Here is a 23,492-nt window from a genome sequence, read left to right as displayed (position 1 = left end):
GCTTCGCCGACAGGGGCCGTGGTGCGGACGCCCGTCCGCGAGGCGCCCTTCCTCGAAGGCGCGTGTCGCGACCGCTCCGCAGTCGACCTGGCTCAGCCACACACGTCGGCGTCGGCCGGCTGGCCGACGCCTGGGTCGACGCCGGCCCGGGAGGGGCCGGACGCCACGGGTGGGGCATCACAGTTGCGGGACAGCGCCGGGTTCGCACCGGCTTCGCTGCGGAATGGTCAGGTGCCACGGTAGCGCACGCCCGACGCGCACCTCGCTGATCCTGGGCCGATCGCCTTGCGTGCTCGCCCGGACACGGGGCGGGGGCCGGTGTGGACCCCGCCCCGCAGGGACGGTCAGGCGCAGTACTGCGTCTGCTTGTTGATCACCCGGTACGGGCAGTCGGCGTACTCGGAGAGCAGCAGGACCGCCTCCTTGTTCCGCGAGGTCTGGGCGGGAATGATCTCGTCGGGCGGGTAGAAGCCGCCGCCGGAGCCGGACGAGCCGGGGTACATCTCGAAGGTGTACGCCCAGATCTTGTGCGTCGCCCACATCCAGTCAAGGCTGTCGCCGTCGGTGATGTAGAGGTCGCTGGACTGCTCCGGGGTGTACCCGTTGGTGGCCGCCATCTGCTGGCCGAGCGTGGCGAAGGTGCTGTACTGGTCGGCGGTCATCCCGGTGGTCGTGTTCGCCGTGGTGTAGCCGAACGGCCAGAGCACCAACTGCGAGTACGTATGGAAGTCGATGTTGGCCTTGATCTGCTGCACCCCGCCGACGACCCGGCCGTTGACGAAGTCGCGCAGTGCCTTCGTCTCCGGCGCGGAGAAGGCGGACGGCCCACGGTAGGTCAGCGACGACGTGCTGCCGGACGAGCCGCCGCAGCAGCCCCACTTGTAGCCCCAGTTGCGGTTCAGGTCGGTGCCGACCGCCGTCGAACCACTGTTGGGCTGCCGGTTCTTCCGCCAGGACCGGTACGCGCCGGTGGCGATGTCGTACTCGCTGCCGTCGGGGTTGACCGTCGGGACGATCCAGATCTCCCGGGAGTTGACGATGCTGGTGACCCGGGAGTCGGTGCCGTAGCTGTCGGTGAACATGTTCAGCAGGTAGATCGCCATCTCGACGGTCAGGTGCTCGCGGGCGTGCTGCTGGGAGTTGAACAGGATCTCCGGCTCGGCCTCGTCGGTGTTGACGTTGTCGGAGATCTTCACCGCCATGAGGTCGCGGCCCTCGTACGACTTGCCGATGCTGATCTTGCGCGCGATGGTCGGGTGGTCGGCGACCACCTTGTTGACCGCGGCGGTCAGCTCGGCGTAGTCGTGGTAGTTCGAGTCGGCGGACGGGAAGCCGTTGATGCCAATGTCCCCGGGGGCGGCCGGGGCGACGTCCTGTTCCAGCCGGAAGCCGAGCTGCCGGATCGCCGCCGCCTCGTCCGTGGTGGCCGAGACGTGCAGGATGCCGTGCTCGCTGGAGTCGATGGCGGCACCGGTGCGGGCCACCGCGTTGCGGTCGGCCAGGGTGCGCGGGCCGAGCACCCGGTACTCGGCGGCGGCCGGCTCGGCGGTGCTCTCCGGGGCCGGTCGTGCAGAGACCGGGCCGGTGGCGACGGTGAGGCCCAGGCCTGCGGCGGTGGCGAGCACCAACGCGCGACGCAGGCGGACGGGGGTGCGGAAGGCCATGGATAAACCTCCTGAAATACAGGGAGACCCACTGTGTAGTCCACACTTCACCATCCGTCACATGGTCATATCAATATCTTTCACTATGTGATCCATCCCGACCTGATCGTCCCATCGGCAATGGTTTTCCATCCGTCAACATCTGGCGAAACTTCCCTCCAAGCGGGATAGTGACCGGCAAACACCCCCCGACCCGCCTCACCTCGCGGAGATCCCATGGTCAGCAGAGCCCTGCGCGCGGTCGCCCTCGTCGGCGTCGCCGCGCTCGCCCTCGTCGGCACGACCGTCCCCGCCCACGCCGGCAACAAGTTCCCCGCCGTCGCGCACGACGAGCAGATCACCTTCCAGGAGTGGTCCAGCCACCCCGACTGGCGCTCCGGCGACCACCGGGGCACCCGGGCCGTCCCCGGTCACCGCACCGGCCTCACCATCGACCGGCCCGCCGGCACCACCGAGTTCACCGACGAGCACAGCGGCACCACCGCCAGCTGGGAGTACGCCACCTGGACGTCGCCCACCACCAAGATCGGCTTCGACGCCACCGAACTGGTCGCCTCGTGGAACGCCGAGACCCCGGCGGGCACCTGGATCCAGATCGAGCTCCAGGGCACGTACAACACCGGTAACCAGACCCCCTGGTTCGTCATGGGCCGCTGGGCCTCCGGCGACCAGGACATCAAGCGGGCCACCCTGGACGGTCAGGGCGACCCGTTCTCCAGCGTCTGGACCGACACGTTCGCCATCGACGACGCCGAGGCCGGGGTGCTGCTGCGGTCGTACCAGCTGCGGCTCAACCTGTACCGCAAGCCCGGCCAGACGGCGTCGCCGCAGGTCCGGATGCTCGGCGCGATGAGCTCGAACGTTCCGGACCGGTTCACCGTGACGCCCAGCAAGGGCGGAATCGCCTGGGGCACCGAGCTGGCCGTCCCGGCCCGCTCCCAGATGATCCACAAGGGCAACTACCCCGAGTGGGGCGGCGGCGGCCAGGTCTGGTGCAGCCCGACGTCGACCACGATGGTGCTCGAGTACTACCGCAAGCTGCCGTCGGCGCAGGACATGTCCTGGATCACCCCCGGCTACGTCGACCCGCAGGTGGCCCACGCCGCCCGGATGACCTGGGACTACGAGTACGAGGGCTCGGGCAACTGGCCGTTCAACACCGCGTACGCGGGTAGCTTCTCCGGCATCGACGCCCGGGTGACCCGGCTGCACTCCCTCGACGAGGTGGAGCGGTTCATCAAGGCCGGCATCCCGGTGATCACCTCGCAGTCCTTCCTCGGCACCGAGCTGGATGGCTCGAACTATGGCACCGCCGGCCACCTCTTCGTGGTCGTCGGCTTCACCGCCGACGGTGACGTCATCGTCAACGACCCGGCGTCCTCGTCGAACGCCGAGGTGCGCAACGTCTACAAGCGGGAGCAGTTCGAGCAGATCTGGCAGCGCACCAAGCGCTACCGGGCCAACGGCACGGTAGCCGGCGGTTCGGGCGGCATCGCGTACCTGGTCAAGCCGGCGAACCGGCCCTGGCCCAAGGTTCCCGGCTCGACGAACTGGTAGTCAGCACGGCCGATCGGGGAGCCGTCGACGCCGACGGCTCCCCGATCACCACCACCGCACCGCCACCACCGCCGCCGCACCACCGCCGCCACCGCCGCACCACCGCTGCACCACCGGTCGGGTCAGCGCCCGTCTTCGGACCGCTCGTCGTCACCGGCCAGCGCGGAGCGTAGCCGCTCCTTCTCGGCCCGGCGGCGCTCGGCCGCCCCGGCCATCTCCTCGGCCATCTCGTCCCGCCAGCCTCGGAGCAGGAAGAACGAGAGCGCGGCGGAGAACGCGAGCGCCAGCATCAGCTGCAGAAAGATGTTCATTCCGGCCGGCCAGAGCCCCGCGAAGACCACCACGAACAGCCCGATCCGGCCCAGCGTGTACTTGACCGACGCGCTCACGTTCGCACTCCGTTCTCCGCCGCCTCGCCGGGCGGAAGGTTCAGCCGCCGGTTTACCGGGCGGGAGGGTTCAGCCCGTCCGGCGGGCCAGCCAGCGGACGCCAGGAAACCACACCACCGCGTACAGCACGGTGAACGCCGCAGCCGCGAGCCCGCCGGCGACCAGCGACGGCAGGCCGTCGGTCAGACCGGCCACCAGCAGGCCGCTGACCACGGCGAGCGCGACCGCCACCAGCGCGGCCACCACCCGGGCCGCGCCGAACTCCCAGGCCCGGAAGTCATCCCAGTACAGCCAGGCCGGCAGGATGATCGCCAGCCAGCCGTTGGCACTGCCGAAGTCGCCCGCGCCGACCGTGGAGAGGCCCCAGTCGAACAGCAGCAACGCGAGCAGGCCGATCACCAGGCCGGCGAGGCTCACCCCCAGCAGATCGCCAAGGGTGGCGACTCGTCCCTGGGCATCGCGCCGGGGAAACCCGCCCTGGTCCGACTGACTCGACTCGCTCATGACCTGTCAGGGTACGGGCCGGTCAGGCCCAGACCTGCTGCGGCTCCGACCGACGCTCGGCCAGCGACCCGGGGGCGTCGTACTCGCGGACGACCTCGTAGCGGGTGTTCCGCTCGACCGGGCGGAAGCCGGCGTCCCAGATCAGGTGCAGCAGGTCATCCCGGTGCATGGTGTTCGGGGTGCCGTACGAGTCGGCATCGTGGGTGATCTTGTATTCCACGACCGAGCCGTCCAGGTCGTCCACCCCGAAGTTCAGCGAGAGCTGAGCCACCGAGAGGCCGTGCATCACCCAGAAGTTCTTCACGTGCGGGATGTTGTCGAAGAGCAGCCGGGAGACCGCGAACGTCTTCAGCGACTCGGCCGGCGAGGCCATCGTGGTGCGGGCCTGGATCCGGTTGCGGACCTTGCCGTCCGCCGAGTCGACGAAGTCGTGCTGGTAGCGCAGCGGGATGAAGACCGCGAAGCCACCGGTCTCGTCCTGCAACTCACGCAACCGCAGCACGTGATCCACCCGGTGCCGGGGCTCCTCGATGTGGCCGTAGAGCATCGTCGCCGGGGTCTTCATGCCCTTCGAGTGGGCCAGCGCGTGGATCCGCGACCAGTCCTCCCAGTGGCAGGCGTGGTCGACGATGTGCTGCCGGACCTCCCAGTCGAAGATCTCCGCACCGCCACCGGTCAGCGACTCCAGGCCGGCGTCCATCAGCTCGTCGAGGATCTCGTCGGCGCTCAGGCCGCTGATCTTCTCGAACCACTGCACCTCGGTCGCGGTGAAGCACTTGAGCTTGACGTTCGGCAGCGCAGCCTTCAGCTCGCGCAGCACCTTCGGGTAGTAGCGCCAGGGCAGCGTCGGGTGCAGGCCGTTGACGATGTGCAGCTCGGTGAGCTGCTCGTCCTCCATCTCCTTGGCCTTGCGGACCGCCTCGTCGATCCGCATCGTGTACGCGTCCTTCTCGCCGGGCTTGCGCTGGAAGGAGCAGTACGCGCACGACGCCGAGCAGACGTTGGTGAGGTTCAGGTGCCGGTTGACGTTGAACATCACCCGGTCGCCGTTGAGCTCGGTGCGCCGGTGGTGGGCCAGCCGGCCCAGCCAGGTCAGATCGTCGCTGTCGTAGAGGGCGATCCCGTCTTCACGGGTCAGCCGCTCCCCCGCGTACACCTTCGCTTCGAGCTCGCGCTTGAGTCCGGCGTCCATCGATAGCCACGTCCCTTCCACCTGCGGTCCGGTCGAGCCTACGTCGGATCGCCGACCGGCCTTCCCCCGGTCGACCCGCAGCGACGTACCTCACCGAACTCTCAGCCGCTTGTTACCCCGTACCGCATCGACATCTTTGCCTCTGTGCGGTAAGACAGGGTGGGACGGTCCACACTCGGGCCCGTCACCGCCGCCGCGCCACCCGAGCGCGGCACACTGACGCCAGACGGGGAGCGGAATGGTGCAGAACCAGCAGAGCCGACGCCAACGACGGAGGCCCCCGCTGTTCTCCCCGGTGCTCCGGCCGATGCTCTGGTCCGCCCTGCTCAGCGCGGTGGCCACGGCCGCGCTCGCCACCCCCGCGTCCGCCGATCCGCTGCTGCCCAACGTCGTCCCCGACACCGGCTCCCGCCCGGTTCCGGCCGGCGGGCTCCAGTTGCCCGGCGTGAACGGCCCCGGCGCGGGCGGGCTTCCCGGCGCGGGCGGGTTCCCCGGCGCGGGCAACCCCGGCCTGCCGACGACGCCACTGGGCAACGGCCCGCTCGCCGCCGCGATCGGCGCCGCCGAGGCCCAGGTGGGACTCCTCGGCGACCAACTGCTCGGGCTGCGCCAGACCCGCACCGAGGCGGAGGCCCAGCTCACCATCGCCACCCAGGGCCTCAAGACCGCCCGCGACGCACTGGCCCGCGCCCAGGAGGGTGCCGACACCGCCGCCGCGGGCGCCTTCAAGGCCGCTGCCGCGCTGCCGCCCGGCAGGTTCGCCCGGGACCTGCACGGCCTCGACATGCTCACCCGGATCAACCGGGGTGAGCAGGCCGACGGGGCGACCACCGGCGCCGCCGGCGAGCTCTCCCGATCCCGCGCCGCGGAGCAGGTCGCCTACCAGGCGTGGACGGCCGCCGACGCCAGGGTGCGCACCGTCCGGCAGCAGTACTCCGCCGTGGAGAGTGTGCTCCGCACGCAGGAGGTGAGTCTGCTCAAGCTGCGCAAGGACAACGCCGCGCAGCTCATTCTGCTGGAGCGCCAGCAGGAGGCGATCGAGCAGCAACTCGGCGCCTCCTACGTCCAGGGGCAGAGCGCCAGCGGCCTCACCGCGAGCCCGGTCGCGCTGGCCGCGGTGCGCTACGCCCTGGCCCAGCTCGGCGACCCGTATGTCTGGTCCGAGGAGGGCCCGAACGCCTTCGACTGCTCCGGCCTGATGTGGGCCGCATACCGGTCTGCGGGCTACTTCCAACTGCCCCGGGTCTCCCGCGACCAGTACTACGCGACCCGCGGCCGGACGGTGGGCCAGGAGGCCCTGCTCCCCGGCGACCTGCTCTTCTTCGCCTCCGGCAGCAGCTGGACGACCATCCACCACGTCGGGATGTACATCGGCGGCGGCAAGATGGTCCAAGCACCGACCACCGGCCAGACGGTGAAGATCTCCACGGTCGGCTGGTCCCGGCTCTACGCCGCGACCCGGGTCGTCGGGGCGGTGCCCGGCTCGCCCGCGCCCACACCGACCACGCCGTCCACCCCGAGCACCCCGAAGCCGACGAAGACCCCGCGGCCGACGCTCCCCCCCAAGCCGCCGACCACACCCAAGCCGACGAAGCCCGCGACGCCGAGCCCCTCCGCGTCTCCGTCTCCGTCTCCGTCGCCGTCGCCGTCGCCGTCCGACCCGTCGCCGAGCCCATCGCACTCGCCGTCGGCGGAACCGTCGGAAACCCCGTCCCCGCTGCCGGAGCCGACCACCCAGTCCAGCAGCCGGCCGCCGAGCGACAGCGCCTCGCCGAAGGCGTCGACGAGCGAGGCCGACTGAGCCCAACCGTCCGCTCCGGCTGTGCGGCTGGGCGGGAATGTGGCACCGTGACACCCAGACACTTCCCGCCCGACGCCACGGGTTCGGAGGCGAACGTGGGCACGGAGGACGACCATGGGCGAGCAAGAGGTTCCGGCGGGGACGGCCGACCCCGGTTCCATGCCCGGCCCCACCGGCCGTACGGCCGATCCGGCGGGCGCACCGATCGACGTCAGGTCGGATGATGGCCCACCGGTGGCGGTTGGCCCGGCCGGGTCGGCCGGACGGGCGGCGGTGCCGTCCGTGGCCGTCCGGGCCCGAGTGAGCGTCGCCAGCGCCGCCCCGCCCGAGGGGGTGCCGCTGCCGGCCACCGGGAGCGGCGGGACCACGTACCGCGCGGGCGTGCCGTCGACCGGTTCCGTCCCCGCCCCGGCTCCCGAGCAGCCGTCGGCGACGCCGCTGGATCAGCGCCGCCCCGTCAGGCCGGCGACGCCGTCGACCTGGTCGGGTTTCGCCACCGGCGAACGTCACCTGACCGCACCCGGAGCGGGGGACGGGACACCGGCCCCGGCGACCGCCGACGGGTCATCCCCGATTCTGGCCGGCGATGCCGTCGCAGACCGCGACGATCGCCCCGGCGCCGGGGCGACCACCCCGGCGAACACCCGTCCGGCGCCCACCGTGCCAAGGCAGCGCAAAGGCGAGGATCACCCCGTCGACCGCGCTGACGCCTCGTCCCCCGCCGGGTCCGCGACCGCCCGCGCCAGCGTCTCGGTGCCCGGCCTGAACCGGATCTCCGTCGACGAGGCGCGCAGGGCAGCCGGGATGGCGAGCCTCGGGGGTGCCGGGTCCGCAGCTTCCACCGGGGCCGGCGGGACGGCGTACGGTGCCGCCACGGTGTATCGGTCGGCCCCAGTGAATCCCGAGCCGCCCGAGCCGGCGCAGCCCCCGGAGCCGGCCGAGCCGCCGGCGCCGCCCACCCCGGCGCCCGAGCCCGCCCCAGCGCCCGTGCCGCCCCTCCCGGAGCCGAACCCGCCGACGCCACCTGCGCCGGGCCCCACCCCGCCGTCGCCGAACCCGCCGGTCCCCGAGCCCACGCCACCCGTGCCCGGGCCGTACCCACCCGTGCCCGGGCCGTACCCACCGGGCCCAGGGCCTCTGCCGCCCGTGCCGGGACCGGTTCCGCCCGTGCCCAGCCCGGTACCACCCATGCCCAGGCCGCCGGCCCCGCCCTCCGGGCCGCCGATACCGCCGCCGCCCGGCCCGATGCCGGCGCCGCCCTTCCCACCGCCACCGCTGACCTCGGCCTCCGCTCCGGCGTCGCCTCCCACTTCGGCGTCGGCCTCCGCTCCGGCGTCATTCCGCCCCGCACCGCCGGCCTCCGCACCGCCAGCCCCGGCCTCCGGCGCGGGCTGGCCGGCTCCCGCGACGGGCACCCCGGGTCCCGGCGTGGGTGGTCCGCCCCCCGCGACCCGGCCCATGTACACGCCACCCGTATCCGGACCGCCCGCGAACCGGCCGGTGTCCGGCTCACCCTCGGGATGGGCGGCCGGTCCCGCCGCTCCACCGGTCCCGACCGAGCCCTCGCCGTCGGCCGCCACCACACCGCCGCCGGTCGTCCCGGCTCCCGCCCTACCCAGTTGGCCACCACCGACCGATCCCGTCCCGCGCCGGGACAGCCCGGCGGCCCGCCCAGGCGGGTCGACGCCAGGGGCACCGGTTTCCGGCATGCCGGCCTCCCCGAGCGCACCGACTGCCGGTCTGTACGGCGCGGCTCCGACCACCGCCTGGCCGGCGGCGTCGACGAGCGGGACCCCGGGGGTCAGTACCCCGGCCGGGGTCTCCGGCCGGCCTGATCCGCGGACCTCCGACCTGGCCAGCACGTACGGGACCGACGGGCCGGGGTTCGCCACGGTCGCCCTGCCGACGGGGAACACGATCGACAACTCCGGTTCCCTGACCGGGCACATCCTCGCCCAGGGCTGGACGGACGCCCCGCCCCCCCGGTCGAGCACCGCCAAGGTGGTCGTCGTCCTGACCGCGTCCCTCGGGCTGCTCATCGCGATCGGTGTGCTGCTCGTCCTGGTCGCCGGCGACGCCATGGACGGGCTGGTGGGTGGCCTCCTCAAGTAGTGACCCCGGCCAGGGATGGTGAGCCCGCCCACTACCGAGTGGCAGTGGGGGTGGCGGGTTTGCCGTGTCGCCGTACACTTGTCGTGATCACTGACCTGGCGCGCACAAGACGCGCCCATGGGCGATCTTGCGGGCGATCCGGCGGCGTTCAGCTGCGGCAGGCCATCGCGAAGATGCGCCCCGCCCGAAAGGTATTTCTTGACCACCTTTGCTGACCCCGGCACGTTCCTGTCCGCCTCCGACTCCGCGGCCGAGAAGAGCCTTCCGACCGCCCCCGGTGACGTCACCCTCGCCGCCCCCGAGCCCACCGCCGACGCGATCGAGGCCGTCGACGCCGCGCCGGAGGCCGACGCCGACATCGACTTCGGCACGCTCGGGCTGCCCCAGGCGCTGGTCCAGGCGCTCACCCGGCAGGGCATCACCACGCCGTTCCCGATCCAGCAGGCCACCGTCCCGGACGCCCTCGCCGGCCGGGACGTCCTCGGCCGGGGACAGACCGGCTCCGGCAAGACCCTCGCCTTCGGCCTCCCGCTGATCGCCCGGCTCGCCACGCGCAACCGGGCCCGCCCGCTGCACCCGCGGGCCCTGGTGCTGGTGCCCACCCGGGAACTGGCCATGCAGGTCAACGACGCGCTCGTGCCGCTCGGCAAGGCCGTCGGCATCTTCCTCAAGACCGCGGTCGGCGGCGTGCCGTACGACCGGCAGATCGACGCCCTGCGCCGGGGCGTGGAGATCATCGTGGCCACCCCGGGGCGGTTGGGCGACCTGATCAACCGCGGCGTCTGCAACCTGGACGACGTCGAGGTGACCGTGCTCGACGAGGCCGACCAGATGGCCGACATGGGCTTCCTGCCGGAGGTCACCGACCTGCTGACGAAGACTCCTGCCGACGCCCAGCGGCTGCTCTTCTCGGCCACCCTGGACGGTGACGTCGACTCGCTGGTCAGGCGGTTCATGACCGACCCGGTCACCCACTCGACCGCTCCGGCCACCGCCGCCGTCTCCACCATGGCTCACCACATGCTGCTGATCCCGCCGCACGACAAGTTCGCCGTGACGGCCTCGATCGCGGCCCGGTCCGGCCGGACCATGTTCTTCGCTCGGACTCAGCTCGGCGTGGACCGGCTGGTCGAGCAGCTCGCCGCCGTCGGCGTACGGGCCGGTGGGCTGCACGGCGGGAAGACCCAGCGGGTGCGCACCAAGACCCTGGCCGATTTCCGCGAAGGCCGGATGAACGTGCTGGTCGCCACCGATGTGGCCGCCCGGGGCATCCACGTCGACGGGGTCTCCCTGGTGCTTCACGTGGACCCGCCGAAGGACCCGAAGGACTACCTGCACCGCGCGGGGCGTACCGCCCGGGCCGGTGAGTCCGGTGCGGTGGCCACCCTGGTGCTGCCGAAGCAGCGTCGCACCACCCTGGCCATGATGGAGAAGGCCGGCGTCGCGCCGGCGGAGACCCGGGTCCGGCCCGGTGACGCGGCGCTGGCCGAGCTCACCGGCGCCCGCGAGCCCAGCGGCGTGCCGGTGCGCGAGGAGCCGTCGGCAACGCGCCGGTACGGCGACCGGCCCTCCGGCCCGCGCCGGTTCGAGGGCCGGGGCGAGCGTCGCTTCGGCGACCGCGACGGTCGGGGCGAGCGCAGCTCCGGCGACCGGCAGGACCGGTTCGGCGGGGACCGCCGGTTCGGCGACCGGCCCACGGGCGACCGACCCACCGGTGAACGCCGCTACGGCGACCGGCCCACGGGCGACCGACCCACCGGCGAGCGCCGCTACGGCGACCGGCCCACCGGCGACCGACCCACCGGCGAGCGCCGCTACGGCGACCGGCCCACCGGCGACCGACCCACCGGTGAACGCCGCTACGGCGACCGGGACGCGCGGCCCGAACGCCGTTACGAGGACCGGCCCACCGGCGAGCGCCGCTTCGGCGACCGGCCCACCGGCGAGCGTCCGTTCGCCGACCGGGATGACCGGGGCGAGCGCCGGTTCGGGGACCGGCCGCAGGGCGAACGCCGCTTCCCGGAGCGTGGTGAGCGTGGCGGGGACCCCCGCACCGGTGCCGCACGGGGCGGTTTCCGGTCCGAGGGGCGCGGAGGGGACGACCGGCCGCGCGAGGAGCAGCGCGGATACGGTGGACGGCCGCCGGCCCGTACCCACTGATCTTGACGACGACCGGAACGCCGCCGCGGAGCCCACGCTCCGCGGCGGCGTTTCCGCATGCGCTGCCGACGCCTGCGTCGTGGCGTAACGTCCGGTTCATGCCGACCATGCCGAAGTCGCTGTTCTGGGCCCGGACGGACACCGCCGGCGCGGAGCACGCCCTGTTCGACGAGGGGCACGGGCTCAGCGTGCGGGGCGTCGCGGTTGCCGTCGACCCGATCTCCTACACCTGCCGCTATCAGCTGACCACCGGGCCGGACCGGGTGACCCACCGGGTCGAGATCGAGGTGGAGGGGGCTGGCTGGCAGCGGGGCATACGGCTGGAACCGGCCGGCGACCGGTGGCGGGTGACCACCTCCGAGCAGGGCAACCTGGATGCCGCGCTGCGGGCGGCCGGGCACCCCCCGGCCGGGCTGCCGGGAACTGACGACCCGGATGGGCTGGCCGACGCGGTTGACGTCGACCTCGGCGGGTCACCGCTGTTCAACACCCTTGCGGTACGCCGGTTGGGGTTGGCCGCCGCGGCGCCGGAGACGACACACCGGATCACGGTGGCGTGGGTGCTGGTGCCCAGCCTGACGGTGGTCCCCGCCGAGCAGGTCTACACGGCGCTCGGCTCGGGCCGGGTCCGCTTCGCCAGCGGCACCTTCACCACCGAGTTGGAAGTCGACCCCGACGGCTGGGTGCTCCGTTATCCGGGCCTGGCCGAACGGGTCGCCCCCCGCTGACGCCACCGCCCACCCGAGGCGGGCGCGTACCGGCGTCGCTCTCCCGGAGCCGATCCTTCCGCTCAGGCTCAGGCCGGCCAGGCGCCGGTGGCAAGGAAGCGGTCGATGGTGGCCAGGTGCGGGGCGAGGTCGAGGCCCTGCCCGGCGACCCAGTCGTCGGCGTAGTACGTGTCGGCGTACCGGTCCCCGGGGTCACAGATGAGGGTGACCACCGAGCCGGTGCGGCCCTCGGCGAGCATCCCGGCGATCAGCCCGAACGCGCCCCACAGGTTGGTGCCGGTGGAGCCGCCCACCCGCCGACCCAGCAGCGCCGAGCCGGCCCGCATGGCGGCCAGGGAGGCCGCGTCGGGCACCTGGACCATCCGGTCCACCACGGCGGGCAGGAAGGACGCCTCCACGCTGGGCCGGCCGATGCCCTCGATCCGGGAACCCCGGCCGGTGTGCACCGACCAGTCGGCGGCCAGCCAGGCCGGGTAGAACGCCGAGTTCTCCGGGTCGACGACACAGAGCTTGGTGGGCAGCCGGCGGTACCGGGTGTAGCGGCCGATGGTGGCGCTGGTGCCGCCGGTGCCGGCACCGACGACGATCCAGGCCGGCACGGGGTGCCGTTCCAGCGCAAGCTGCGCGTAGATCGACTCGGCGATGTTGTTGTTGCCCCGCCAGTCGGTGGCCCGCTCGGCGTACGTGAACTGGTCCATGTAGTGCCCGCCGGAGGTCTCGGCGAGCCGACGGGCCTCCAAGACCACCTTCGCCGGGTCGTCGACCAGGTGGCAGCGCCCGCCGTGGAACTCGATCTGGGCGATCTTCTCGGGTGAGGTGGACGCCGGCATCACCGCGATGAACGGCAGCCTCAGCATCCGGGCGAAGTATGCCTCGGAGACCGCCGTCGAACCGGAGGACGCCTCGACGACGGTCGTCGCGGGGCCGATCCAGCCGTTGCAGAGCCCGTACAGGAACAGCGAACGGGCGAGCCGATGCTTGAGCGAGCCGGTGGGGTGCACCGACTCGTCCTTGAGGTAGAGGCCGATTCCCCACTCCCTGGGCAGCGGAAACGGCAGCAGGTGGGTGTCGGCGGACCGGTTGGCGTCCGCCTCGACCGAGGCGATCGCCTCCGTCACCCACATCCGGCTGGTCTCGTCGCACCGGTCGAGATGAGTCATGCCCGGAAACCTAGCAAGCGGGTCAGCCCCTGCTCGCCGTCGGTTCACCGCTGGTGGCGGCGCTCGCACCACCCCGGTCAGACGGTGGACGGCCCGATCGGCTGGGGGCGGTTCTCCCACTTGGTCGACAGGGCGATCCCGGTGCGGGTGGAGGCCACCCCGGGGGTCCGGTTCAGTCGGACGATCAGTTGCTCCAACTCCGCGATGGTGCCGACCCTGGCCTTGAGCAGGAACGACTCGCGCCCGGCCATGAAGTAGCAGGACTCGATCTCGGGCATCCGGCGGAACGTCTCCAGCACGTCGTCGCTGTCTCCGCCGGAGTCCTCGACGATCCCGATCAACGCGGTCACCCCGAGGCCGATGGATTCGGGCTCCACCTCCGCCCGGTACGCCCGGATCACCCCGCTGCTCTCCAGCTTGCCCACCCGTTCGTGCACGGCCGGGGCGGAGAGGCCGACCTGGCGGGCCAGCTCCGCGTACGAGAGTCGGGCGTTGCCCTGCAACAGCTCGACGAGGCTCCGGTCGATGGCGTCCACGGATTGTGACCCTAGTCGTTCGGGCGTAACGTCCGGCGCGCGGCATGCGTTGCACATGACAGTAGGTGATCGCTCACAGACCCTCAGTCAAGGGAGAGCTGCGCCGGTAACATTTACTAACTCCCCACTCAGTGCTTTTTTCGCGTTTGGCGGACAGGCCAGGTCGCTGGTGCTGTAATTGCCATACGTCCCTCATGACGGCTCTGGGCTCGCACCGGCCGGGGGCAGTGTGTTCAGCCGAGGGCTTCGTCGACGCGAGGAGGGGGCTGTGGACACTGGAGATCGCCTGCTGACACCGGGTGAGGTCGCCGCGCTGTTTCGGGTGGACCCGAAGACTGTCACGCGGTGGGCAGCGGCCGGCCGGATCGGCAGCATCCGAACTCCAGGCGGGCATCGCCGGTTTCGGGAATCCGAGGTGCGGGCTCTGCTGGAAGGGGAGGGCATGCTGGACGAGGCGGACGACATGGGGAAGACCCGTAACGTCGGCCCCCCGGCACCCACCGGCCCCGGCCCGGCCAACGCCGGGATGTATTGACCAGGTGCACTGACGGGGCACGCGGACCGGCCCGCCCGGTCCGCGTCCCAACACCAACGTGCGCTCGAAAATGCGACCGACCGCCGACCTGCGCTCAAGAAGGCAGCCGACCGCCGACCTGCGCTCAGGAGCGGCCGGCGCCCAGTTCGCCGGACCAGCGGCGGAACAGGGTGTGCGGGACACCGAGGGCGTCGAGCACCTTACCCGCCACGAAATCGACGAGCTGCTCGGCGGAGGCGGACGCCCCGGCGCCGTAGAAGCCCGGGCTCGCCGGCAGCACCACCGCACCCGCGTCGTGCAGGGCGATCAGGTGTTCCAGGTGGCTGCGGGTCACCGGCGTCTCGCGGGGCACCACCACCACCGGCCGGCGCTCCTTGAGGTTGACCTCCGCGGCCCGCTGCAACAGGTCCTTCGAAAGCCCGATCGCGATGCCGGCGCAGGCCGCCGTGCTGGCCGGCACGACCGCCATCCCGCGTACCCGGTAGGAACCGCTGCTGGGGCCGGCGGCGAGGTCACCTGCGGGCCAGTGCAGCAGGTCGGCGCCGCCCAGGTCGCGGCCGAGCCAGGCCGCCAGGTCCGCGCCCCAGTGTGCGTCGCGGAAGGCCCGTCCGGTCTCGTCGAGGATGGTCAGCCGGGCGGCTCGGGAGACCACCAGGTCCACCGGCTCGCCGGCGTCGAGCAGCCCACGGATGACCGCCGCCGCGTACGGCGTGCCCGACGCTCCGGAGATCCCGACCACCCATGGTTTCCGCATGCCGTCCAGACTGCCTGGTCATGCCCGGCTGTCGTCGGCCGCCCTCGGACCCCGGCCTCCCACGGGCGGTTTCGACCTGCCATGCTGCCCGGTGGGCGAATTACGCCGCCTGGGAGGAAGCGGTGATGACCGACGCAGTCCTCTGGTCGCTACGGTCCGACTGCCCGATCCCGGCCCGGCTGTCCCCGCACACCGAGCGGGTGCAGCGGTGGCTCGACGAGCAGCTGCCCGGCCTCGGACTGCCGCTGGACGGCCCGGCCCTGGATCGGCTCTCCCGCGCGGGTTTCGCCCGGTACGCCGGGCGGCTCTACCCGTCGGCCGATGAGCTGGACCTGCGTGCGGTGGCCACCCTGTTCACCTGGTTCTTCATCGTCGACGACGCCTGCGACGGGCCGGGTCGGCTGCCCTCCGACCAGATCCGCGCGCTGCGCGAAGGGACGCTGTGGCTGCTGCGGGAGGGCACCCGGGCCCGGCATCCGGGGCTCACCGGCCCGCTGCGCCGGCTGCTGGTCCGCGCCTGGCGGGAGCCGCGCCGCAGGATGCCGGCCCGCTGGCGGCTGCGCTTCACCGACGCGGTCGGCCACCACCTGCACGGGACCTGGCGGGAGTCGGTGGAGAAGACCGCCGGCCGCCCGCCGGACGTGGCCCGCTACCTGGAGCTGCGCCGGGCCACGTCCGCGGCGTACGTGTCGTACCCGTTGATCGAGTTCGTCACCGGCCGGCCGCTGCCCGACGCGGTGTACTTCCACCCGCTGCTGCGTCAGGTCGCCGATCTCGGCAACGACCTGCTCTCCTGGTACAACGACCTCGCCTCACTGGAGCGCGACCGGGCCGGCTCGGGCGGGCACAACCTGGTGCTGGCGCTGGCCGCCGAGCGGGGGCTGCCGGTGGACGCGGCGGTTGACGCGGCGGCGGAACTCTGGCGGGCGGGGATGCGCCGCTTCGTCGCGCTCCGCGCGAGCGTGCCGTCGTTCGGCCCAGCACTGGACGTGGCCGTCACCGATCACCTCGACGGGATCGCCGATGCCGTCCGGGGCACCATCGAATGGACCCTGGAGAGCGCCCGCTACCCCGTCCCCGCGCCGCCGGACTGATGGTCAGGAACGCAGGCCGAGCCGGACCACCAGGTCGAGCAGGGCGAAGACGAACAGCGCGATGCCGACGAACCCGTTCGCGGTGAAGAACGCCCGGTTGACCTTGCTCAGGTCGGTCGGGCTGATCACCAGGTGCTGGTACCCGAACGCGACCGCCGTCAGGGCCAGGCCGATCCACCAGAGCCAACCGAACCCGACCAGCGCCCCGAACCAGATGAACGCCGCGAACGTCACCACGTGCGCGACGGTGGAGGCGTGCAGGGCGAACCGCAGCCCGTACCGGGCGGGCACGCTGTGCACGCCGATCTTCCGGTCGACGTCGGCGTCCTGGCACGCGTAGATCAGGTCGAAGCCGCCGATCCACAGTCCGACGGCCGCACCGAGCAGCCAGGCCGGCCAGGAGCCGGCGAGGGTCCCGGTGACGGCGAGCCACGCACCGACCGGGCCGACCGCCTGGGCGACGGCCAGGATCGCGTGCGGCCAGTTGGTGAACCGCTTGCCGTACGGGTAGACGACCAGCGGGACCACGGCGAGCGGCGCGAGCGCCAGGCAGAGCGGGTTGAGCAGGGCGGCGGCGGCGAGGAAGACCACCAGGGCGACGGCCGCGCCGGTCCAGGCCGTCCGCACGCTCACCGCACCGGTGACCAGTTCCCGGTTCTCGGTACGCGGGTTCCGCGCGTCGATCCGGCGGTCGAGGATGCGGTTGGCGGCCATGGCGAACGTCCGCGCCCCGACCATCGCCACGGTGATCAGCAGCAGGTCTGCCCAGCGCACCCGGCCGCCGTTGACCTGCATCGCGGTCAGCGCCGACAGGTACGCGAACGGCAGCGCGAAGACGGAGTGCTCGATCGCGACAAGCTTGAGGAAGGACTTGACCCGGTTGGGGCGCTCGGCGGGCTCCGTGACGGCGGCGGTCATCAGATCCCGTACTCCTTCCAGCGCTTGTCGACCAGCGAGACCACCTCGGGTGCCATGGTCATTCCCTCCGGCCAGTCCCGGTTGTATCCCTCGGTGGGCAGCTTCCGGGTGGCGTCGACGCCGGCCTTGCCGCCCCAGAACTGCTGGTACGACGCGTGGTCGAGGTGGTCGACGGGCCCCTCGGTGAGCAGCAGGTCGCGGGCGTAGTCGACGTTGCCGAAGGCGCGGAACGCGACCTCGTTGTAGTCGTGCACGTCGCAGTCCTCGTCGACGATCACGATCAGCTTGGTCAGCGACATCATGTGCGCCCCCCAGATCGCGTTCATCACCTTCTGGGCATGCTTGGGGTAGCGCTTGCGGATCGACACGATCGCGCAGTTGTGGAAGACCCCGGCCGCCGGCAGGTCGTAGTCGACGATGTCCGGGATGAGGAACCGCAGCAACGGCGCGAAGATCCGCTCGGTGGCCTTGCCAAGGCCGTGGTCCTCCTGCGGCGGCTGGGAGGTGACGATCGAGTGGTAGACCGGGTCGCGCTGCATGGTCATCGCCTCGATGTGCAGCACCGGGAACGGCTCGACCGGGGTGTAGAAACCGGTGTGGTCGCCGAAGGGCCCCTCGGGCAGCCGCTCGCCGGGCTCCAGGTAACCCTCCAGCACCACCTGGGCGTGCGCCGGCACCTGGAGCGGCACGGTCAGGCAGTCGACCATCTCCACCCGTTCGCCGCGCAGGAACCCGGCGAACAGGTATTCGTCGATCTCGGCGGGGAGCGGGGCGCTCGACGCGTAGCCGACCACCGGGTCGCAGCCGATCGCCACCGCCACCGGCAGCCGCTGCCCGAGCCGCTCGGCGACGGCGTGGTGTGCGGTGGAGTTCTTGTGGATCTGCCAGTGCATGCCGAGGGTGTTGCGGCTGTGCTGCTGGAGCCGGTACAGCCCGAGGTTGCGCTTGCCCGTCTCCGGGTGCTTGGTGTGGGTCAGCCCGAAGTTGTGGAAGATCCCACCGTCGCCGGGCCAGACCTGTAGGCCCGGCAGCCGGTTCAGGTCGACGTCGTCGCCCCGGTACACCACCTGCTGGCAGGGGGCGGTCCTGACCTTCTTGGGTGGCATCGACTTGAGCTGCATCACCTTGCCGAGGCCGCCCATCATGCCGGAGAAGCCCATCGGCAGCTCCGGCTTGAGCATCTCGCCGATCCGGTTGCCGATCTCGTCCAGCGACTCGACGCCGAACGCCATCGCGGTCCGCTTCTCGGTGCCGAAGAGGTTGATCGCCACCGGCATCTCGCCCCGGGTGGGCCGCTCGAAGAGCAGCGCCGGCCCGCCCTCCCGCACCGTCCGGGTGACGATCTCGCTGATCTCCAGCGTCGGATCGACCGGGACGCTGACCCGGCGCAGCTCCCCCGCCCGCTCCAGGGCCGCGAGGAACTCCTTCAGATCGCCGTACGGAAAGCCACGAGCCGCCATGCCTGCCAGTCTCCCGCACCACGGGAGACGCCGCCCACGCCGGGTGGGGGCCGGGCGGTGTGCGTCTCCCCACCCGGCCGCCGCTCGTTGGTGTGGATGGCGGCGGGACGGGTGGTCAGGTCGCCGACATCGAGACGGGGGCAGCCATGGGCGGCGGACGGGTTCCGGCGGGCTTCACCGAGCAGCGGGTCCAGGTCGGTGCAGTGGGGATCAACTACGTCCGGGGTGGCCGGGGGCCGACTGTCGTGCTGTTGCACGGGTACCCGCAGTGCTGGCGGATGTGGCGCGGGCTGCTGCCGGAGCTGGCCGCCTCGTACCAGGTGGTCGCCCCCGACCTGCGCGGCTTCGGCGACAGCGACGCGCCGCCCGGCGGATACGACAAGAAGACCCTCGCCGCCGACCTGCACGGGCTGCTGACCGGCCTGGGCCTGACCGGTGACATCCGGCTGGTCGGCCACGACGTGGGCACCATGGTCGCGTACGCCTACGCGGCTGCCCACCCCGACGAGGTGTCGCGGCTGGTGCTGACCGAGGCGCCGATCCCAGACGAGAGCATCTATGCGTTCCCGGCGCTCAGCACCGCCGGGCCGGGGGTGTGGAACTTCGGCTTCTTCAACATCGCCAACGGCCTGCCGGAGGAGCTGGTCGCCGGCCGGGAGGCCCTCTGGGTGGACCGCTTCACCGACGCGCTGATGGTGCAGAAGGGCAGCATCAGCGCGGACGACATCGAGGAGTACGCCCGGCACCTGAGCGACCCGGCGCACCTGCGCGCCAGCTTCGCCTACTTCCGGGCCTTCGGGCAGGACGTCGCGGACAACGCGGCGTACCGGGAGAGCCCGTTGCCGATGCCGGTGCTGGCCGTCGGTGCCGGGGCCAGCCTCGGCGGGCAGGTAGCCGAGCAGGTGCGCCGGTACGCCCGCACGGTCGACGGCCATGTGGTCGAGGAGAGCGGCCACTGGCTCTTCGAGGAGCGGCCGACCGAGCTGGCCAACCTGCTGCTGCCCTTCCTGCGCGGCTGACCCCGCACCCCCGCCAGTCGGCCAAGAGCGCGGTGTGAGGGTCAGCGGGCTCGGGTCAGGGTCACGAAGGCTCGCCAGGCGGCCGGGCCGAAGGTCAGCACGGCGCCGTCGCGGTCCTTGCTGTCGCGGACGGCGACCACGCCGGGAAGGTTGTCAGCCACCTCGACGCAGTTGCCGCCGTTGGTGCTGCTGCGGGTGCTGGTGCGCCACCGCGCGCCGGTCAGCTCCATGACTGTGCCACCTCCGCCAAGAGATCAATAGACTGCCGGGGCGGGAGCGCCTCACCCTGGATCGAATCCCAGGCCGACCGGACCGCCAACACGTCCTCGGTCTGGTCGATCACTTGGCCCTTGAGCTGATCGTCCAGATAGACGACGTCCTCCCCGGTGGGCAGCGTAGCCAGGACGAAGGCCCCGGCGACACCCGGATACGCGCCGACCTCGGCGGGGACGACGTGCAGCCGCACCCGGGGGTGCTCGGTGGCCACCTTCACCAGGCGCAGCAGTTGCTCGCGCATCACCAGCGGGCCGCCGACCGGGCGGCGCAGCACATGCTCGTCGAGGACCGCGACGAGCTGCGGCGGGCGCTCCCCGGCGAGCACCGCCTGCCGCTCCAGTCGCGCCTCCACCCGCTGCTCCACCTCCGGCTCGTCGAAGAGGCCGACGCTGCGGAAGAGCGCGCGAGCGTAGGCCGCCGTCTGGAGCAACCCCGGCACCACCGTGTTCTCGTACGACCGGAGCACGGTGGCCTGCCGCTCGTTGGCCTCCCACTCGCGCATCCACTGCGGCGACCCGAACCGGGCCAGCATCCGGCCGAACGCGCCGCCGGTGTCGAGCGCCACGTCGACCAGCGCCCAGAAGTCCGGCGGCGGCTTACGCGCCCCGGTCTCGACCATCGCCACCGTCGACGGCGAATAGCTGATCGCCTTCGCCAGGTCCTCCTGGGTCATCTTCCGGGCGGCCCGCATGTGCCGCAGCTCCTCGATCAGCACCCGTAAGCGCTCGTCCATCCGCACGTCTCCTCACCAGCACGTTCCGCGTTCCTCACCGCCCTCACCGACAACCCCTCCCGGCACACAGGGCGACCGTTTGCGTTCCCACCGTAACGGAGTCCTGGTCAGACTGTGCACAACGGAACCGCCCGGATCCGCCCGGAAAGGACGGGCGCAACCGTGGAGGGGCCGTCCGGCACGTCGGCGACGGACGGCCCCTCCTCCAGGCCACCTGCCGAGCAGAGGAAGGCGCGATGACCGGTTCCGCGCAGCCCATCCGACCCCACGTCCCGCTTCGCCCGCTCTGGATCTGCCGGGCCTGCGGTGCGCCGTGGCCCTGCGGCACGGCCCGGCTGACCCTGCTGGCCGACTACCGCAACAGCCGCATCGCCCTGGCGATTCACCTCGCCGGGATGATGTACGACGCCGTCGAGGACCTGCGCCTGCTCGACTCACGCGACGTGCCGAGACCCGAAGGGCTGCATGCGCGCTTCCTCGGCTGGGCGACGCTGCGCACACCCCGGCACCCGCAACCCCCGGCCGCCTGACGACCGTCTCGGCCCTCCGCAGCGGTGCGAGCGGGGCGTGCCGCCATCCCGTCTGCGGCGGCAAACTCAAGTAGAACTTGAGTTTCAGACCGAACTCGGCCAGCCTCGATGTGACGTTTGGCAGGTCTACGGTGGGGCGATGTCCGAACAATGGTCGTTGACCGTCGACTGCGCCCGCCCGCGCGAACTGGCTGCGTTCTGGTGCCTCGCGCTGGGGTACGTCCCGGCCGCTCCTCCGGAAGGGTTCGCCACCTGGGCGGCATGGCAGATCCACTGCAAGGTCCCCGAGGACGAGTGGGACGACGGTGCCTTCATCGAGGATCCGGACGGCGTCCGACCCGGCATCTCGTTCCTGAAGGTGCCGGAGCCGAAGATGGTCAAGAACCGCATGCACTTCGACATCCACGTCGGCGGCGGCCGGCAAGAGCCGTTCGAGGTTCGCTGGCCGCGAGTCCAGACGGTGGTCGACAAACTGGTGGCGGCGGGCGGTACCGTGCTCCGGATAGACGAACCGGACGGTACGCCTGATCACGTGACAATCGCCGACCCAGAGGGCAACGAGTTCGACGTCCTATAGGGCGTGTCGACGTACAGCCGGGCGGCGTCAACCAGGGCGGCGTCCGTCGGTACGCCGTCCTCCACTAGCAACACCAGGTCAACGAGATCCCTGTCTTGCCCTGGCGACGACGCCCGCTCACGACGCCGAGGGTCGCTCCCTCCCGCTGGTCGGAGGCGAAACGGGTCAGCTCGGCCCACTCCGCGTCCCGGTCGAAGATGCCCACCGGCTTCGGCAGCGCCATCACGATCACCGCATTTCTTATAACTACAGTTCTTAGAAGTGTAGTTATACATCCTGCGCCGCGCGGCACCGACGAGGCGGGAAGTGTCACCCCCGGTGCCTAGGATCAGGGCACCGAGCCGGCCGGCGGGCACGACCGCCGATTTCCGGCCCGGTTTCCCTGACGAAGGAGATCGATGGGATCTGTGCGCGTTCCACGCGGCTGGGCAGCCCGCCTCACAGCGGCAGGGTTGGTCGCGACGACCGCCGTGGCCGGCATCGCCGCCCCGGCGGCAGCCGAGGACGACCCGGGCTGGGTCAGCGCCTGGCTCGGTGACACCACGATCGGGGCGGCCGGCGCACCCGGCCGGACCGCCGAGCTGAGCCTGAGCAGCACCGGGGCGACCGACCCCCGGGTCAGCTTCGACCTGACCGGCCTGGCCGGCGTCGCCACCGCCGCCTTCCCGAGCTGGTGCACCACCTCGGCCAGCACGGTGACCTGCCCGATGCCTGCGACGGCGACGACCGACGAGTGGGGCACCGTCAACGGCACGGTGCCGGTGGTGCTCCGGGCCACGGCGGGAGCCGCCGATGGTGCGTCCGGGACGCTGAGCTACACCGTCGCCGCCGACCAGATCGAGCCGACCACGCAGCAGGCCACCGTCACCGTGGCCGCCGGCCCCGCCATGGTCGACCTCATCGACGCATACGTGCCGGGGCCGGCGGTGGGCGACACCGTCCACGTGCCGGTGGCGGTCACCAACGGCGGCAACCAGCCCGTCGAGGACCTGCGGCTGACCCTGCGCTTCTCGGTCGGGCTCAGCCCGGCGGCCTACAAGAACTGCCGCTACGGGACCGACCCCTTGCTACTCACCACGGTGATGGTCTGCACCGTGCGCGGCAGTTTCGCCCCGGGCCAGCGCTACGAGTTGCGCGGGGGCATCGCGACCACGGTCACCCCGGCCGCCCTCGGCGACAAGCGGGCCCTCCAGTTCGTCGAGCCGCTGGCCACCGCCGGTCCACTGCCCGCCGGGGTGAAGCTCACCCGCCGGGAGGCGGACCGGCGGCTGCGGCTGCGGGCGGCCGGCGAGCCGGTGGACGTCCTGGAGTCCGGGCAGGACAACGCCTGGGGGCAGTACTACCTACGCAACATCCGCGGCGCGTTCGACGTGGTCGCGCTCGGGGCCACGGCCGCCGGAGCGATCGGCGACACCGTCCGGGTCCAGGTCGGCATCCGCAACGACGGCCCCGGCGTGCCCGACGACAGCGCCTCCGGCGGTGGCGCGGCCAGCTTCCGGTTCGTCCCGCCGGCGGGGACGACCGTGACGGGCCACTCGGCCTGCTGGCCGAGCGGCGAGGAGGAGGACACGCCCATCTACTGGTACTGCGGGAAGCCGGGGCTGATCTTCCGCGCCGGAGAGACCTTCACCGTGACGTTCGACCTGCGGATCGACGGCCCGATCGGCGCGGCGGGCGAGGTGCAAGTCAACAACCCGTACCCGCGTACCGACGACACTCCGGCCAACGATGTGGCCGCGGTGACGCTGAGCTGACCGCCGGCAAGGGCTGCTGAAGGGGGCCCTGGTTACCGG

The 23,492-nt window shown here is 72.1% G+C and carries 23 protein-coding genes and 1 pseudogene; 11 read left to right on the top strand and 13 right to left on the bottom strand.

All coding sequences use genetic code 11. From position 1 onward, the window contains the following. Window positions 1-350: 350 nt before the first annotated feature. A pseudogene (locus SNR22_RS16320) lies at window positions 351-1,664 on the bottom strand (M14 family metallopeptidase); the annotation flags it as partial. Window positions 1,665-1,880: 216 nt separating this feature from the next. Between SNR22_RS16320 and SNR22_RS16315 the strand changes: the two are divergent. Beyond that, the gene (locus SNR22_RS16315; RefSeq protein WP_320067420.1) at window positions 1,881-3,221 is read left to right on the top strand and encodes a peptidase C39 family protein; all 1,341 of its coding nucleotides are present in this window, start codon (window positions 1,881-1,883) and stop codon (window positions 3,219-3,221) included. Between the two features lie 122 nt (window positions 3,222-3,343). Here the strand turns inward: SNR22_RS16315 and SNR22_RS16310 are convergent, their stop codons facing one another. The 3 genes from SNR22_RS16310 to mqnE all read right to left on the bottom strand — a co-directional run bounded on the left by SNR22_RS16310 (window position 3,344) and on the right by mqnE (window position 5,306). Beyond that, on the bottom strand, window positions 3,344-3,610 hold the full coding sequence (locus SNR22_RS16310) for a DUF4229 domain-containing protein (RefSeq protein WP_320067419.1): 267 nt from the start codon (window positions 3,608-3,610) through the stop codon (window positions 3,344-3,346). A gap of 69 nt (window positions 3,611-3,679) precedes the next feature. Next, window positions 3,680-4,114 (bottom strand): hypothetical protein, encoded by a 435-nt coding sequence (locus tag SNR22_RS16305; RefSeq protein ID WP_320067418.1) that lies wholly within the window; start codon window positions 4,112-4,114, stop codon window positions 3,680-3,682. Window positions 4,115-4,136: 22 nt separating this feature from the next. Beyond that, window positions 4,137-5,306 (bottom strand): aminofutalosine synthase MqnE, encoded by a 1,170-nt coding sequence (gene mqnE / locus SNR22_RS16300; protein WP_320067417.1) that lies wholly within the window; start codon window positions 5,304-5,306, stop codon window positions 4,137-4,139. Between the two features lie 241 nt (window positions 5,307-5,547). Between mqnE and SNR22_RS16295 the strand changes: the two genes are divergently transcribed. After that, window positions 5,548-7,107, top strand: coding sequence for a C40 family peptidase (locus SNR22_RS16295; RefSeq protein WP_413775646.1), 1,560 nt, complete (start codon window positions 5,548-5,550; stop codon window positions 7,105-7,107). 686 nt (window positions 7,108-7,793) lie between these two features. Here the strand turns inward: SNR22_RS16295 and SNR22_RS16290 are convergent. Further along, window positions 7,794-7,982 (bottom strand): hypothetical protein, encoded by a 189-nt coding sequence (locus SNR22_RS16290; RefSeq protein WP_320067415.1) that lies wholly within the window; start codon window positions 7,980-7,982, stop codon window positions 7,794-7,796. 832 nt (window positions 7,983-8,814) lie between these two features. Here SNR22_RS16290 and SNR22_RS16285 point away from each other — a divergent pair. From SNR22_RS16285 to SNR22_RS16275, 3 genes are all read left to right on the top strand, one after another. Then, on the top strand, window positions 8,815-9,219 hold the full coding sequence (locus tag SNR22_RS16285) for a hypothetical protein (protein ID WP_320067414.1): 405 nt from the start codon (window positions 8,815-8,817) through the stop codon (window positions 9,217-9,219). A 198-nt stretch (window positions 9,220-9,417) separates the two neighbouring features. Further along, window positions 9,418-11,379, top strand: coding sequence for a DEAD/DEAH box helicase (locus SNR22_RS16280; protein ID WP_320067413.1), 1,962 nt, complete (start codon window positions 9,418-9,420; stop codon window positions 11,377-11,379). A gap of 98 nt (window positions 11,380-11,477) precedes the next feature. Beyond that, window positions 11,478-12,107 (top strand): putative glycolipid-binding domain-containing protein, encoded by a 630-nt coding sequence (locus SNR22_RS16275; protein WP_320067412.1) that lies wholly within the window; start codon window positions 11,478-11,480, stop codon window positions 12,105-12,107. Between the two features lie 68 nt (window positions 12,108-12,175). Here SNR22_RS16275 and SNR22_RS16270 read toward each other — a convergent pair whose 3' ends face one another. Both SNR22_RS16270 and SNR22_RS16265 read right to left on the bottom strand, forming a co-directional pair. Beyond that, window positions 12,176-13,267 carry a PLP-dependent cysteine synthase family protein gene (locus SNR22_RS16270; protein WP_320067411.1) on the bottom strand — a complete coding sequence of 364 codons (1,092 nt, stop codon included), beginning with the start codon at window positions 13,265-13,267 and terminating at the stop codon, window positions 12,176-12,178. A gap of 77 nt (window positions 13,268-13,344) precedes the next feature. Then, entirely contained in the window at window positions 13,345-13,803 is a 459-nt protein-coding gene (locus SNR22_RS16265) for an Lrp/AsnC family transcriptional regulator (RefSeq protein ID WP_320067410.1), read from the bottom strand. A gap of 268 nt (window positions 13,804-14,071) precedes the next feature. Between SNR22_RS16265 and SNR22_RS16260 the strand changes: the two genes are divergently transcribed. Continuing rightward, window positions 14,072-14,338 (top strand): BldC family transcriptional regulator, encoded by a 267-nt coding sequence (locus SNR22_RS16260; protein ID WP_320067409.1) that lies wholly within the window; start codon window positions 14,072-14,074, stop codon window positions 14,336-14,338. Between the two features lie 124 nt (window positions 14,339-14,462). Here SNR22_RS16260 and SNR22_RS16255 read toward each other — a convergent pair whose 3' ends face one another. After that, the gene (locus SNR22_RS16255; protein ID WP_320067408.1) at window positions 14,463-15,092 is read right to left on the bottom strand and encodes a UbiX family flavin prenyltransferase; all 630 of its coding nucleotides are present in this window, start codon (window positions 15,090-15,092) and stop codon (window positions 14,463-14,465) included. Window positions 15,093-15,217: 125 nt separating this feature from the next. Between SNR22_RS16255 and SNR22_RS16250 the strand changes: the two genes are divergently transcribed. Then, window positions 15,218-16,186, top strand: coding sequence for a terpene synthase family protein (locus SNR22_RS16250; RefSeq protein WP_320067407.1), 969 nt, complete (start codon window positions 15,218-15,220; stop codon window positions 16,184-16,186). A gap of 3 nt (window positions 16,187-16,189) precedes the next feature. Here SNR22_RS16250 and mqnP read toward each other — a convergent pair whose 3' ends face one another. Both mqnP and SNR22_RS16240 read right to left on the bottom strand, forming a co-directional pair. Further along, complete coding sequence (gene mqnP / locus SNR22_RS16245) at window positions 16,190-17,104, bottom strand: menaquinone biosynthesis prenyltransferase MqnP (protein ID WP_320067406.1); 915 nt, start codon at window positions 17,102-17,104, stop codon at window positions 16,190-16,192. Next, a complete protein-coding gene (locus tag SNR22_RS16240; protein WP_320067405.1) occupies window positions 17,104-18,564 on the bottom strand; it encodes a menaquinone biosynthesis decarboxylase in 1,461 nt (486 codons plus the stop codon). The genes mqnP and SNR22_RS16240 overlap by 1 nt, the downstream gene beginning before the upstream one ends. A gap of 146 nt (window positions 18,565-18,710) precedes the next feature. Here SNR22_RS16240 and SNR22_RS16235 point away from each other — a divergent pair, with 146 nt between their 5' ends. Then, a complete protein-coding gene (locus tag SNR22_RS16235; RefSeq protein ID WP_320067404.1) occupies window positions 18,711-19,583 on the top strand; it encodes an alpha/beta hydrolase in 873 nt (290 codons plus the stop codon). 41 nt (window positions 19,584-19,624) lie between these two features. Here SNR22_RS16235 and SNR22_RS16230 read toward each other — a convergent pair whose 3' ends face one another. Both SNR22_RS16230 and SNR22_RS16225 read right to left on the bottom strand, forming a co-directional pair. Further along, a complete protein-coding gene (locus tag SNR22_RS16230) occupies window positions 19,625-19,813 on the bottom strand; it encodes a DUF397 domain-containing protein (protein WP_320067403.1) in 189 nt (62 codons plus the stop codon). Continuing rightward, complete coding sequence (locus SNR22_RS16225; protein WP_320067402.1) at window positions 19,804-20,592, bottom strand: helix-turn-helix transcriptional regulator; 789 nt, start codon at window positions 20,590-20,592, stop codon at window positions 19,804-19,806. Before SNR22_RS16225 ends, SNR22_RS16230 begins: the two co-directional genes overlap by 10 nt. Window positions 20,593-20,828: 236 nt before the next feature. Between SNR22_RS16225 and SNR22_RS16220 the strand changes: the two genes are divergently transcribed. Then, window positions 20,829-21,122 carry a hypothetical protein gene (locus SNR22_RS16220; protein WP_320067401.1) on the top strand — a complete coding sequence of 98 codons (294 nt, stop codon included), beginning with the start codon at window positions 20,829-20,831 and terminating at the stop codon, window positions 21,120-21,122. A 139-nt stretch (window positions 21,123-21,261) separates the two neighbouring features. Further along, window positions 21,262-21,699: a VOC family protein gene (locus tag SNR22_RS16215; protein ID WP_320067400.1), complete on the top strand. Its 438-nt coding sequence runs from the start codon at window positions 21,262-21,264 to the stop codon at window positions 21,697-21,699. Between the two features lie 64 nt (window positions 21,700-21,763). Here SNR22_RS16215 and SNR22_RS16210 read toward each other — a convergent pair whose 3' ends face one another. Then, window positions 21,764-21,931 (bottom strand): hypothetical protein, encoded by a 168-nt coding sequence (locus SNR22_RS16210; protein ID WP_320067399.1) that lies wholly within the window; start codon window positions 21,929-21,931, stop codon window positions 21,764-21,766. Window positions 21,932-22,097: 166 nt separating this feature from the next. On the opposite strand from SNR22_RS16210, the gene SNR22_RS16205 reads away from it, so the two are divergent. Beyond that, complete coding sequence (locus tag SNR22_RS16205; RefSeq protein ID WP_320067398.1) at window positions 22,098-23,453, top strand: hypothetical protein; 1,356 nt, start codon at window positions 22,098-22,100, stop codon at window positions 23,451-23,453. The last annotated feature ends 39 nt before the right edge of the window (window positions 23,454-23,492 follow it).

The sequence above is a fragment of the Micromonospora sp. RTGN7 genome, assembly GCF_033804645.1.
Taxonomy (GTDB): Bacteria; Actinomycetota; Actinomycetes; order Mycobacteriales; family Micromonosporaceae; genus Micromonospora.
This window is presented reverse-complemented; position numbering and strand designations above follow the sequence as displayed.